The organism is Streptomyces ipomoeae 91-03, from assembly GCF_000317595.1.
In the GTDB taxonomy this organism is placed as follows: domain Bacteria; phylum Actinomycetota; class Actinomycetes; order Streptomycetales; family Streptomycetaceae; genus Streptomyces; species Streptomyces ipomoeae.
Genome location: NZ_AEJC01000274.1, coordinates 20,205 through 33,071, shown reverse-complemented (window position 1 = coordinate 33,071; position 12,867 = coordinate 20,205). Strand labels below are relative to the sequence as shown.

Sequence of the window (12,867 nt, the reverse complement as noted above, 5' to 3'; positions counted from 1 at the left end):
GGTCCGTCCCGCGGCGGCGCGCAGGACCCCTCGTCCACCGGCCAGTTCGCCACGGCGGGCTACGACGGCTCCGGCACGGGCCAGTTCCCGGTGCCGGGTCGGCAGAACCCGCAGGAGACCGGGCAGTTCCCGGTCCCGGGCCGGGCGAACGGCCAGGGCACCGGGCAGTTCGACCTGTCCGGCCTCCAGAGCCCGCAGGACACCGGGCAGTTCGAACGTCCCCAGGACACCGGGCGGTTCGAGCGTCCGCAGGTCAACGGCGAGAGCTTCGGCGCGCCCCGGCCGCCGATGCCGCCGCAGCGTCCGTCGGTACCCCAGCAGCGCCCGGCGCGTCCGCAGGAGCCCGACAACAGGGGCGCCGCGCAGCGGCCGGGAGACGGGTGGGAACTGCCGCCGGCCCCGGGGCCGGGCGACGGCCGTACGCCGCTGTACGACACGCTGGAGACCAACTGGTTCCACGGTCAGAACGGCCAGGGCGAGCAGAACGGACAGGGCGGCCAGGGCGGTCGGCAGGTTCAGCAGCCGGGCGGCGGCGTTCCGCAGCGGCCCGCGCAGGCGCCCCAGGCTCCGGCCTCGCCCAGGCTCTCCAGCTCGTTCGAGTCGGCGGGATCCGCGCCTCAGCTGCCGGAGGCCCCGGCCACGTCGGCGTCTCCCGGCTGGCGCAACACACCCAATGACGACCTGGTCCGCCAGGCCGAACGCGTCCGCCGCCCGGCGGCGGGCGGAGTCACCACCTCCGGTCTGCCGCGCCGGGTCCCTCGCGCGAACCTCGTGCCGGGGACGGCTCAGCAGCAACAGCACCAAAGCGGTCCGCAGGTCTCACGTGCGCCCGATGACGTACGCGGCCGGCTGACCAATCTCCGTCGGGGCATCGCGCAGGGTCGACAGGCCGGTACCGGTACCGGCCAGACCGGTAGCTTCCCGAGCCCCACTCACCAGCAGGAGCGTTAGTTGAGCCAGATGAGCCAGGCGGCACAGAATCTCAACTGGTTGATCACCAACTTCGTGGACAACACCCCCGGGGTGTCCCACACCGTCGTCGTGTCCGCCGACGGTCTCCTTCTGGCGATGTCGGAAGGGTTCCCACGCGACCGTGCCGACCAGCTCGCCGCCGTCGCCTCCGGGCTGACCTCGCTCACGGCCGGGGCGTCCCGGATCTTCGAGGGCGGGAACGTGGCCCAGACGGTGGTCGAGATGGAACGCGGCTTCCTCTTCCTGATGTCCGTCTCGGACGGCTCGTCGCTGGCCGTCCTGGCCCACCCCGAGTGCGACATCGGCCTCGTCGGCTACGAGATGGCGTTGCTCGTCGACCGCGCCGGCGCCGTACTCACGCCCGACCTGCGCGCCGAACTCCAAGGCAGTCTGCTCCACTGACGCCTCTCGGATCCATAGAACTCACCAAATCACCGTCCGGCCGCCACAGTCCCCCCACCGGCCCCCGTCAGATGGCTCGACTGACCGACTTGCTGTCCCGCTCGGAGGATCAATGACCCCGCCCACCGCTCCTCATGATCCGTACGCAGAGCCGTACGGAGACGAGGGCGACCAGCCGCTGGTTCGGCCGTACGCCATGACCGGTGGCCGGACGCGGCCGCGTTACCAGCTCGCCCTCGAGGCGCTGATCAGCACGACGGCAGACCCCGCTCATCTGATGGGTCTGCTTCCCGAGCACCAGCGGATCTGCCACCTGTGCCACGAGGTGAAGTCGGTGGCCGAGGTGTCGGCCCTGCTGTCCATGCCGCTCGGTGTGGCACGGATCCTCGTCGCGGACCTCGCGGAGGCCGGACTCGTCGCGATCCACCAGCCCGGTGGCGACGAGAACGCCGGTGGCGCGCCGGACGTGACACTGCTCGAAAGGGTGCTCAGTGGACTTCGCAAGCTCTGAACCGGGACGGGCCACCACCTCGGCGAAGATCGTGGTGGCGGGTGGCTTCGGCGTGGGCAAGACCACGTTCGTCGGGGCCGTCTCGGAGATCAACCCGCTGCGTACCGAGGCCGTGATGACGTCCGCTTCCGCGGGCATCGACGACCTCACCCACACCGGGGACAAGACGACCACGACGGTCGCCATGGACTTCGGCCGTATCACCCTCGACCAGGACCTGATCCTCTACCTCTTCGGTACGCCCGGTCAGGACCGCTTCTGGTTCATGTGGGACGACCTGGTCCGCGGTGCCATCGGGGCCGTGGTGCTGGTGGACACCCGGCGTCTCGCCGACTGCTTCCCGGCCGTCGACTACTTCGAGAACAGCGGCCTGCCCTTCGTCATCGCCCTCAACGGCTTCGACGGGCACCAGCCGTACACGCCCGACGAGGTCCGCGAGGCCCTGCAGATCGGGCCCGACACCCCGATCATCACGACCGACGCCCGCCACCGCGCGGACGCCAAGAGCGCCCTCATCACGCTCGTCGAGCACGCACTCATGGCCCGCCTGCGCTAGGGCGCGGCGGGAGAAGTACGACTCCTGGCCTCAAAACACGACCCAAGTCCACAACGCCATACGGCAGTTGTCGTAGTAACACCGAGGCCGACTGTGTCCTTTGACACGGTCGGCCTCGGTGTTCATAACGTTTCGACAGAGAAATAGGGTGGTACGACCACGCGTCGCGGTCGATCGGTACCGCTGCGCTCACAATGGCCCCGCTTTTTGCCGGGGCTCGCTCTGTATGACCGTTTTATCTAGGACTTACATCACGCGGAATCGTTGCTTCCCAGTGTTTGGAAGTGCGCAACGCGACGTGCTGGAATGCCTGAACTGCCCATTAGTCAAAGACGTACTAGGGCGTGGAGTCACCCGCGGCACGACGTAGGTGCCGGCGCCGAGAGGTTGTTGGTCGAGTGAGGCGAAGCAAGAAAGGTCCCGAGTCGCAAGCCCGGGGCAACTTCACCCCGCCGCCGCGCGGAGCGGCACCCGCACAAGTGACCGGACCGGAGCCGACGGCAGCCCCCGCGCCCAGCGGCAGTCGTCTCTCCCCTCGCAACTGGCGGGTGCCCACCCGTCTGAACGCGATCCTGCTCATACCCGTGCTGGTCGGCCTGGTCATGGGCGGCTTCCAGGTGAAGGGCTCGATCGACACCTGGCAGGAGGCACGGGACGCCGAGAAGGTCGCCAAGATCGTCGCCGCCGCCGGAGCCTACGCCGAGGCGCTGCTCAACGAACGTGACCTCTCCGCCGTACCGCTGCTGAACGGCGACCGGGAGAACGAGGCCGTCAAGGACGCCCGCGCTCTCACCGACGAGAAGGCCGACGCCTTCCACGCGGAGGTCGTCGGAATGCCCGCCGGGCAGGGCCTGGAGCGCCGGCTGCGCCTCGTCGAGGAGGCCGAGCCGAAGCTGGAGGACATCCGGCAGGCCGCGTACACCCGGGCCGCCGACCCGGTGCAGACCGAAGAGGGTTACGTCGCCGTCGAGCACCTGCTGATGGAGTTCTCCAACGAACTCGGCCTCGGCACCGGCAACGTCACCGCCTACGGCCGTACGGTCTACGCCATCGCCCTCGCCAAGGGCGCCGCGTCGCTGCAGCGCTCGATCGGCACCCACCTGCTGGTCAGGCCCAGCGAGGACGAGGCGACCTTCCGCAGGCAGCTCGCCGCCTTCACCTCGTACGCCTATCTGGAGAACGTCGCCATCCAGGAGTACGTCTCCGGTGGCACCGAGGCGGACGCCGCCCGTCTGCAGCAGGTGATGGAGGCGAAGACCAAGGAGGGCGAGCAGCAGGTCACCGACGCCGCCGCCCAGGCCAAGGCCCAGGGCAAGGACTTCGTGGCCCCGCCGTCGATGGAGAAGATGATCGAGGCGATAGGCAGCGGTGCCACGCCCGACCAGCTGGAGGGGCGGGGCATCACCCCGTCGACCTGGATGGCCGCCTCCACCCTGAAGTTCGAGGGCTACAGCGAGGTCGAGACCGAGCTGATCAACCGCGCGGTGGACGAGGCCGCCACGATCGCCTCCGACGCCCAGCGTGACGCCTACATCAACGGCGCCATCGTCGTCGTCGCCCTGCTCGCCGCGTTCATCATCGCCGGGATCATGGCCCGCCAGATGAGCCGCTCGATGCGCCAGCTGCGCAACGCCGCCTTCGGCATCGCCGAGCAGCGTCTGCCGATGCTGGTCGACCAGCTCTCCCGCACCGACCCCGGCCGGGTCGACACCCGGGTCGCGCCCATCCCGATCAACACCACGGACGAGATCGGCGAGGTCGCCCGCGCCTTCGACCAGGTTCACCGCGAGGCCGTCCGGCTCGCCGCGGAGCAGGCCCTGCTGCGGGGCAACATCAACGCGATCTTCACCAACCTCTCGCGCCGCAACCAGTCGCTGATCGAGGGCCAGCTGACCCTGATCACCGACCTGGAGAACAACGAGGCCGACCCGGACCAGCTGGAGAACCTCTTCAAGCTGGACCACCTGGCGACCCGTATGCGCCGCAACGGCGAGAACCTCCTCGTCCTCGCCGGCGAGGAACCCGGCCGCCGCTGGGACCAGCCGGTCCCGCTGGTCGACGTGCTGCGCGCCGCCTCCTCCGAGGTGGAGCAGTACGAGCGCATCGAGCTCTCCGGCGTCCCGGAGGCCGAGATCCACGGCCGCGCCGTGACCGACCTCGTGCACCTGCTCGCCGAGCTCCTGGAGAACGCCACCACGTTCTCCTCCCCGCAGACCAAGGTCCGCGTCACCGCGACCCGTCTCCCCGACGGCCGCGTGATGATCGAGATCCACGACAAGGGCATCGGCCTGACCGCCGAGGACTTCGCGGACATCAACCACAAGCTGGCCAACCCGCCGACCGTGGACGCCGCGATCTCGCAGCGCATGGGTCTCTTCGTGGTCGGCCGGCTGTCCGACCGGCACGGCATCCGCGTCCAGCTGCGCCCCTCGGGCGAGCAGGCCGGTACGACCTCGCTGGTCATGCTCCCCGACGTCATCACCCATGGTGGCGGTGGCGAGCAGCAGCCGCAGGGCGAAGAGTTCACCGTCTCGCAGATCATCCCGGAGCAGCACTCCTTCCAGCAGCCGAGCGTGCCCCCGATGCGGACGGCCGCCGAGCTCGGTTTCGACGACAGCCGCTACGAGGTCCCCAACGACATCCGCGAGCTGGACCCCGTGGGCCGCTCACTGATGCGCGAGGAGCGCCGCGCGGCGCTGGAGGCCCAGACGCACGGTCAGACCGACCAGCAGCCCGCCGTCGAGGCCCCGCGCTACGGCGACGACTTCCAGGCGCCCGAGCCGTCCTACGACAACGGCGCGACGGCCTTCGTGGACCCGCAGCGGTCGTTCGACCAGCAGTCGGCCTACCCGGAGCCGCAGCAGCCGTCGTACGACGAGGCGTACTTCGGGTCGAACGGCGGCATGCCGAACGGCAACGGTCAGCTGCCGGGCGGGAACGACACGTTCAGCGCTACCGGCGGTTACCCGGAGCCCGCCTATGCGGAGTCCCCGCCCGAGGCGTCCGCCCCGGTCGCTCCGGAGACCTACTCGGGCTTCGAAGAGCCGTCCTATCAGGACGACTGGCCGCAGCAGCAGGACTACCAGAGCTCCTACCGCTCCGAGTACGCTCCGGAACCGGAATCTTCGCAGGCCGCTGACGTGAAGGAGCCGGACCGCGTAGGCTTCGACCGTCCGGGATCCACCCCCTCCGCCGGCCACGCGATGACCGACGCGGGCCTGCCCCGCCGCGGATCCACCGCGGCCACGGGCGGCACCCACACGGCCGCCGTGAACGGCCGGCAGCAGGTGGCCCAGGACCAGCAGCCGGCGGCCTCGGAGCCGGTGAGCGACTGGCGCTCGGCCAACGACGAGCGCTGGCAGCAGGCCGCCCAGCTGAAGAAGCCGAAGGCGGGCGGGGTCACCTCCTCCGGCCTGCCGCGGCGGGTGCCCAAGGCCAACCTGGTCGAGGGTGCCGCACAGACGACCCCGCAGGGAGGTCCACAGATCTCCCGCGCTCCCGAGGACGTCCGGGGCAGGCTGAGCAACCTGCGCCGAGGGGTCCAGCGGGGACGCAACGCAGGCAGTGAAACGAACGGCCAGGGCTTCGGTCCTGACAGCACCTACAACCAGGAGCGTTAGTGTGAGCCCGATGAGCCAGGCGGCACAGAACCTGAACTGGTTGATCACCAACTTCGTGGACAACACCCCCGGGGTGTCGCACACGGTGGTGGTCTCCGCCGACGGACTCCTTCTGGCGATGTCCGAAGGGTTCCCGCGCGACCGAGCCGACCAGCTGGCGGCCGTCGCGTCGGGTCTGACCTCTCTGACCGCGGGTGCCTCCCGCATCTTCGAAGGTGGCAGCGTCAATCAGACGGTTGTGGAGATGGAGCGGGGATTCCTCTTCATCATGTCCATTTCCGACGGTTCCTCGCTCGCCGTTCTCGCACATCCGGAAGCCGACATCGGTCTCATCGGGTACGAGATGGCCCTTCTGGTGGACCGAGCCGGTACGGTCCTGACGCCCGATCTTCGTGCGGAGCTCCAGGGCAGCCTGCTCAACTAACAGTCAGACGGTGCGTATTGGCGTCCCGGGGCCGTAAGGTTTCGGGACGCGGCTTCCAATGAGCCTGGATGCCAGCACAGTCGGAGGAGGAGAGAACGTGGCAACACCCCCAGGCGGTTCATCGTCGGGCAACTGGTCCTACCCTGGCCAGGGGCCGGGCCAGGGTGACCAGAACCGGTACAACTTCCCCTCCGCACCGAGCCGCCAGCAGCCGTACGCACCGCAGGGTCCCGGCCCTTCGCCGTACGACCAGCCGCCGGCGCCGCGCATCCAGCCGGTACAGCCGCAGCGCCGCACCCCCGAGCCGTCGCCCGCCGGGGCGGCGAGCAACCCCCTGGTGCGCCCGTATGCCATGACGGGCGGTCGCACCAGGCCGCGCTACCAGCTCGCCATCGAGGCGCTGGTGCACACCACCGCGCAGCCGCACCAGATGCAGGGCCAGTTGCCCGAGCATCAGCGGATCTGCAACCTCTGCCGGGAGATCAAATCGGTAGCCGAGATCTCGGCGGTTGTGACCATCCCCCTCGGCGTGGCCAGGATCCTAGTGGCCGACTAGGCGGAGGCGGGCCTGGTCGCCATCCATCAGCCCGGAGGCGACGAGATCGCCGGTGGCCAGCCAGACGTGACACTGCTCGAAAGGGTGCTCAGTGGACTTCGCAAGCTCTAGCGGCGGTCCTTCCCGCTCCACCACCTCAGCGAAGATCGTGGTGGCGGGTGGCTTCGGCGTGGGCAAGACCACGTTCGTCGGGGCCGTCTCGGAGATCAACCCGCTGCGTACCGAGGCCGTGATGACGTCCGCTTCCGCGGGCATCGACGACCTCACCCACACCGGGGACAAGACGACCACGACGGTCGCCATGGACTTCGGCCGTATCACCCTCGACCAGGACCTGATCCTCTACCTCTTCGGTACGCCCGGTCAGGACCGCTTCTGGTTCATGTGGGACGACCTGGTCCGCGGCGCCATCGGGGCGATCGTCCTCGTGGACACCCGGCGTCTCGCCGACTGCTTCCCGGCCGTCGACTACTTCGAGAACAGCGGCCTGCCCTTCGTCATCGCCCTCAACGGCTTCGACGGCCAGCAGCCGTACAATCCGGACGAAGTCCGGGAGGCGCTTCAGATCGGGCCCGACACGCCGATCATCACGACGGACGCGCGGCACCGCGCGGACGCGAAGTCGGCTCTGATCACCCTGGTCGAGCATGCGCTGATGGCGCGCCTGCGGTAAGCCTGCGGCGCTCAGCCGTACGAAGGGGCCCTTCCTCGGTGGGAGGGCCCCTTGGTCGTGTCGGGTCGTGCCGGAAGCTCCCTGCGGGCGCTATCCGGCCGCCGCGCGCAGGATGTCCCGGATCGAGCCCATGCCGTACTTGTCCTTCGTGCTGGAGAGTTCGGCCACCTCCAACAGGATGGGGCGGAGGTCGACTCCTGCCTCGTGGGCCTCCTCTCGTAGGTGGTGGAGGGTGACCAGTTCGTCCCTGGTGTCATGGCCCTGGTCCCTGGCGGAGAGGTACAGCAGCTCCCGGCGGAACGCCTCCGGGGTCCGGCCGGTCGGCAGGCCCGTGGCCCAGGTGAAGCTGTCGTAGTGGTTCAGGAGGGTGCGGATGGCCGCTCGGGTCGGCTCCTCCTCCCGTTCGTAGAGGTCGAGGAGGTCGCCCAGCGCGGTCTCGGCCTCCTCCCTGACGTTCGCCTCGTCCAGAGGGCGTCGCTGCCGCATCCGGGCCTGCCAGTCGGGGTCCGTGAGGTCCACCCGTCTCTTCGCCAGGGGCCTCAGCAGCGCGTTGATCCGCGCCACCTCGTCCTCCAGTTCGGCCGGTACGCCCATCGCTTCCCCCGTCGTCCGTCAGCCCGCGTCCGTACCGGTCCACCGTACGGGTGAAGGCCCCGGCTGCCCGTCAAGGGCGGCCGGGGCCTTCGGTGTTCGTCGTGTGTGCTCAGCGCCAGCTGTGCGGGGCGCGGAAGCCGGGCTCGCGCTCCAGGCGGCGCCAGCCGGCGCGGGCGCGGCCCCGGTGGGCCGGGGTCTCGATGGGCCGGGCGGCGGCGCGGGCGAGCAGGAGGGCCGTGATGGCGGCGACCTCTTCGGGCTCGGCGTGGCCCTTCTCGACACGGATATCAGGCAGGCTCATGGGTCTCAGTCTCCAGGGATGAGGTTTCCGCAGGGGTACCGCGAGGGATCCGCTGGGTTACTGCGGGGGGTTGCCGTGCTTGCGGGAGGGCAGATCGGCGTGCTTGGTGTGGAGCATGGCCAGGGAGCGGATGAGGACCGCTCGGGTGTCGGCCGGGTCGATCACGTCGTCCACGAGGCCGCGCTCGGCCGCGTAGTACGGGTGCATCAGCTCGGCCTTGTACTCCTTGACCATCCGGACGCGCATCGCCTCGGGGTCCTCGGCCTCGGCGATCTGCCGCCGGAAGATGACGTTGGCGGCGCCCTCGGCCCCCATCACGGCGATCTCGTTGGTGGGCCACGCGTAGGTGAGGTCGGCCCCGATGGACTGGCTGTCCATGACGATGTAGGCACCTCCGTACGCCTTGCGCAGGATCAGGGAGATCCGGGGCACGGTCGCGTTGCAGTAGGCGTAGAGGAGCTTCGCGCCGTGGCGGATGATTCCACCGTGCTCCTGGTCTACACCAGGGAGGAAGCCGGGTACATCCAGAAGAGTGATGATCGGGATGTTGAAGGCATCGCACATCTGTACGAAACGGGCGGCCTTCTCGCTGGCCTCGATGTCCAGCACACCGGCGAGCGTCTGCGGCTGGTTGGCGACGATGCCGACCACCTGACCGTCGAGCCGGGCCAGCGCGCAGATGATGTTGCGGGCCCAGCGCTCGTGGACCTCCAGGTACTCGCCGTCGTCGACGATCTCCTCGATGACCTTGACCATGTCGTACGGCCGGTTGCCGTCCGCCGGGACCAGGTCCAGGAGTACGTCGCCGCGGCGGTCGACGGCGTCCGTGGCCTCCACGCGCGGCGGGTTCTCCCGGTTGTTCTGCGGGAGGAGGGAGAGGAGGTAGCGCACCTCGGCGATGCAGGTCTCCTCGTCGTCGTACGCGAAGTGGCAGACGCCCGAGGTCTCCGCGTGGACGTCCGCGCCGCCCAGACCGTTCTGGGTGATCTCCTCGCCCGTCACCGCCTTGACCACGTCCGGGCCGGTGATGAACATCTGGGAGGTCTCGCGGACCATGAAGACGAAGTCCGTCAGGGCGGGGCTGTACGCCGCGCCACCCGCGCACGGGCCGAGCATCACGCTGATCTGCGGGATGACACCGGACGCCTTGGTGTTGCGCTGGAAGATGCCGCCGTACCCGGCGAGGGCGGAGACGCCCTCCTGGATACGGGCGCCCGCACCGTCGTTGAGGGAGACCAGCGGGGCCCCGGCCGCGATGGCCATGTCCATGATCTTGTGGATCTTGGTGGCGTGGGCCTCGCCGAGTGCGCCGCCGAAGATACGGAAGTCATGGGCGTAGACGAAGACCGTACGGCCCTCCACCGTGCCCCAGCCGGTGATCACACCGTCGGTGTACGGCTTCTTGGCCTCCAGGCCGAACCCGGTGGCCCGGTGCCTGCGCAGTTGTTCGACTTCGTTGAAGGAGCCCGGGTCCAGCAGCAGCTCGATGCGCTCCCGGGAGGTCAGCTTGCCCTTGGCGTGCTGCGCCTCGGTCGCCTTCTCGCTGGGGCCGGCGATCGCCTGGGCACGGATCTCGTGCAGTTCGGCCACTCGCCCGCGCGCATCCGTCGGCTCACCCGGCGCCTCATCCAAAACGGTCATGTAGTGACCTTACGAAGCCGAAGGAGAAAACCGGCCCGTTGACTCCGTACAGTCTCCGGCGCGTTTTCCTGGTACCCCTGAACAGAACCCTCCCGGCATACAGCCGAACCGACTGCTCAAGGGGTATGCGGCTTGTAGAGGTCGCACAAAGCCGGTGGGTGACTATTCGGTGAGAGTCAGCTCACAGGTATGTGTCGCGCAAGCTGTGCCGGGGGTCACGCGGAGCCGCAGCCGACGCCCGGTGATCGCCAGTACCTCGACCGAGTCGTCGGCCCGGAGCACCGAGCGGACCGCTCCGGCGTACGTGATCTCGATCGGCCCGCCCGTGCGCGGTGGCTCGCTCACGCAGAGGGTAGCGGTACCTCTCCCGCGGCGGAGCAGCACACTCGCCCCGGCCGAGACGGTCAGCGGCCCCGCCGTACCGGCCCCCCAGAAGTTGGCGGCGGTGACGCCGAGGTCCTGGACGTGGATCGCCTGGCACGCACGGTCGTTGGCGAGGACCGACAACCAACGCCGGTCGGCGGCACGGGCCGCGACCGCGCGCCGGGAGGCTCCGGGCATGAGGACGTAGACGTACGCGGCGTCGGTCGGGTCGGCGCCGTGGTCCAGCCAGAGGGTCTGCCAGCGGCGGGTGCGGCGTTCGGTGGTGCCGCCGGTGTTGATGTCGGACCAGGCGCCGGTGCGGTCCTCGCGCAGGGCGCGGAGCGTGCCGCCCTCGGGAAGGACCCAGCCGCCGTGACCTTCCAGGTGGGCCCAGCCGTGGCCGCGTACAAAGGCCGAGGCGGAGGCGGCGGTCGAGGAGGCTGAGGCGGATGAGGCGGTCGGGGCTGTGGGCTCCCCCAGGTTCCGGTTGTCGACCACGGTCTCCACCGGTACGCCGTCCGTGCAGCTGATGCCGGCGCCGAGGCAGATGACGGAGTCCGCGACGCAGAACCAGGACTTGTGGGCTTCGAGGGTGGAGCCGAGCCCCTTGAGATGCTGTCCGATCGCCGCGTACTCGCCGTCGGTCGTCCCGCCGACCCACCGTACGGCGGGCTTCGGCGCGCCCCATTCGCCGCCCTCGCGGTCGGCGAGCCGCTTGGTGGAGACGGTGGTTCCGGGGAGCCGGTACCAGTCGACGGTCGGCCAGAACCAGTCCGTGTACTGATCGGCCCGGCCACCCAGCCCCTCGGCCCACCACAGCGTCAGTCCGGCGCCCGTGTGCCAGCCGCGCGGATTCTCGCCGTTGCCGCATTCGTAGTGGGCGATGCGGTCGGAGGCCATGGCGATGTTCACCGCGAAGCCCGGGCGGCGGTGGACGGCACGGTCCATGGCGGCGAAGAGGCGGTGGCCGACGGGTTCGGGCGCGGCGGGCACCGGGGAGGCGGCGACGGTGTGCAGCCGGGCGAGATCCGCGACCCCGAACTGCCGCGCCGTGAGGATGGGCGTCACCGTGTCACGCTCCATCCACCCCTTGACGCGTCCGTACCACCGCCGGCGCTCCTCGGCGGTCGCGCCGAGCGCCAGCAGGGCGATCGCGGCGATGATCCCCTGCCCATGGAAGTGGTCACTCCGCATGACATGCCGGTCGTCGCTCTTGAGGTGACCCCGGCTGATGGCACGGCCGTTGACGCTGTCCATGACGAGGCCGTCGTAGAGGAGAGGGGCGTAGGCGCGTTCGACGCTGTCCAGGACGATCTGCCTGTTCGGGTCGGTCACCTCCCAGGTGGATCCGGCGAGCAGCGCGAAGAGCCGCCCGAGCCCGTCGAGGAGCACCTGTCCGTACGTCCCCGAGTAGGCGACCCAGGTGTGCTGCACGAACGAGCCGTCGGCGTACAGCCCGTCCCCCTGGGTGACGTACGGGAAGACGGGCGAGAGGGCGTCCCGGGCGAGGGCGATCTTCTCCGGGGCGCGGCCGAGGATGCCGCGCAGGGCGACGGATCGGCAGAGGTCGACGCGGTTGGCGCCGGTGGAGGTGCCGGTGTAGTCGCGGAGGAGGGCGTCCGGGATGAAGTGGTCGACGGCCGCGCAGGCGTCGTCCCTCTGTGCGGGCGTCAGTCGGTCGTACAGGGCGGCGACGATGTCCATCAGCAGGCGGGGGCTGCCGATCTGCCATTCCCACCAGTTGCCGTAGCGGGTGGTGGAGGGGTTGTAGACGGTGGCGGAGAGATGGCCGAGGCCGCGCAGGACGTCGGCGAGGAGGCCCGTGTCGCCGGTCGATCCGGTGCCCGGCTGGGTGTACGCCTCGGTCATCGTCCAGAGCCGGCCGTAGCTCTGGGTGATCCCGGCCGGCGGGTCGAAGGGGTGGTCCGGCCAGAGGGAGCGGGTGGTGGGTGCCATGGTCGCCCGGAAGGCGCGGGCGCGTTCGCCGGTCTCGCGGAGGCGGGTGGCGTAGGGCTCGGCGGTGGGGTCGTAGGCGTCACCGAGGGCGATGGTGAGCCAGCGGTGGCGGAGGGTGTCGTATGCGTCGGCGGCGGCAGACATGCGCTGTCCGGGGAGGGAGGCCGCCGCGGTCGCGGCGAGCAGGAACGTACGACGTGTGGGGGTCATGTCCCTGCCGTGTATCACTTCGCCACGGAGAGATCAACGAGGAGTGACATCGTGATCACCACCACGACACAGTTGAAACCTGAACGGA

The 12,867-nt window shown here is 69.8% G+C and carries 10 protein-coding genes and 2 pseudogenes; 8 read left to right on the top strand and 4 right to left on the bottom strand.

Features of this window, described 5'->3' with window-relative positions; genetic code table 11:
* From STRIP9103_RS18170 to STRIP9103_RS18135, 8 genes and pseudogenes are all read left to right on the top strand, one after another.
* Positions 1–951 (top strand): annotated as a pseudogene (locus STRIP9103_RS18170) (hypothetical protein); the annotation flags it as partial.
* Positions 952–960: 9 nt separating this feature from the next.
* The gene (locus STRIP9103_RS18165; protein WP_003973453.1) at positions 961–1,374 is read left to right on the top strand and encodes a roadblock/LC7 domain-containing protein; all 414 of its coding nucleotides are present in this window, start codon (positions 961–963) and stop codon (positions 1,372–1,374) included.
* A gap of 112 nt (positions 1,375–1,486) precedes the next feature.
* A complete protein-coding gene (locus tag STRIP9103_RS18160; protein ID WP_009314205.1) occupies positions 1,487–1,885 on the top strand; it encodes a DUF742 domain-containing protein in 399 nt (132 codons plus the stop codon).
* A complete protein-coding gene (locus STRIP9103_RS18155) occupies positions 1,866–2,441 on the top strand; it encodes a GTP-binding protein (RefSeq protein ID WP_009314227.1) in 576 nt (191 codons plus the stop codon). The genes STRIP9103_RS18160 and STRIP9103_RS18155 overlap by 20 nt, the downstream gene beginning before the upstream one ends.
* A gap of 398 nt (positions 2,442–2,839) precedes the next feature.
* Positions 2,840–6,061: a sensor histidine kinase gene (locus tag STRIP9103_RS18150; protein ID WP_181800322.1), complete on the top strand. Its 3,222-nt coding sequence runs from the start codon at positions 2,840–2,842 to the stop codon at positions 6,059–6,061.
* A gap of 10 nt (positions 6,062–6,071) precedes the next feature.
* Positions 6,072–6,485, top strand: coding sequence for a roadblock/LC7 domain-containing protein (locus tag STRIP9103_RS18145; RefSeq protein ID WP_004983065.1), 414 nt, complete (start codon positions 6,072–6,074; stop codon positions 6,483–6,485).
* Positions 6,486–6,582: 97 nt separating this feature from the next.
* Positions 6,583–7,152 (top strand): annotated as a pseudogene (locus STRIP9103_RS45530) (DUF742 domain-containing protein).
* Positions 7,133–7,714, top strand: coding sequence for a GTP-binding protein (locus STRIP9103_RS18135; RefSeq protein ID WP_009314218.1), 582 nt, complete (start codon positions 7,133–7,135; stop codon positions 7,712–7,714). The pseudogene STRIP9103_RS45530 and the gene STRIP9103_RS18135 overlap by 20 nt, the downstream one beginning before the upstream one ends.
* 90 nt (positions 7,715–7,804) lie before the next feature.
* Here the strand turns inward: STRIP9103_RS18135 and STRIP9103_RS18130 are convergent, their stop codons facing one another.
* From STRIP9103_RS18130 to STRIP9103_RS18115, 4 genes are all read right to left on the bottom strand, one after another.
* Positions 7,805–8,308 carry a hypothetical protein gene (locus tag STRIP9103_RS18130; protein WP_009314214.1) on the bottom strand — a complete coding sequence of 168 codons (504 nt, stop codon included), beginning with the start codon at positions 8,306–8,308 and terminating at the stop codon, positions 7,805–7,807.
* A 109-nt stretch (positions 8,309–8,417) separates the two neighbouring features.
* On the bottom strand, positions 8,418–8,609 hold the full coding sequence (locus tag STRIP9103_RS18125; RefSeq protein ID WP_009314200.1) for an acyl-CoA carboxylase epsilon subunit: 192 nt from the start codon (positions 8,607–8,609) through the stop codon (positions 8,418–8,420).
* Between the two features lie 57 nt (positions 8,610–8,666).
* Positions 8,667–10,250, bottom strand: coding sequence for an acyl-CoA carboxylase subunit beta (locus STRIP9103_RS18120; protein ID WP_009314217.1), 1,584 nt, complete (start codon positions 10,248–10,250; stop codon positions 8,667–8,669).
* Between the two features lie 162 nt (positions 10,251–10,412).
* On the bottom strand, positions 10,413–12,779 hold the full coding sequence (locus STRIP9103_RS18115) for a polysaccharide lyase 8 family protein (RefSeq protein WP_009314225.1): 2,367 nt from the start codon (positions 12,777–12,779) through the stop codon (positions 10,413–10,415).
* Between the last annotated feature and the right edge of the window lie 88 nt (positions 12,780–12,867).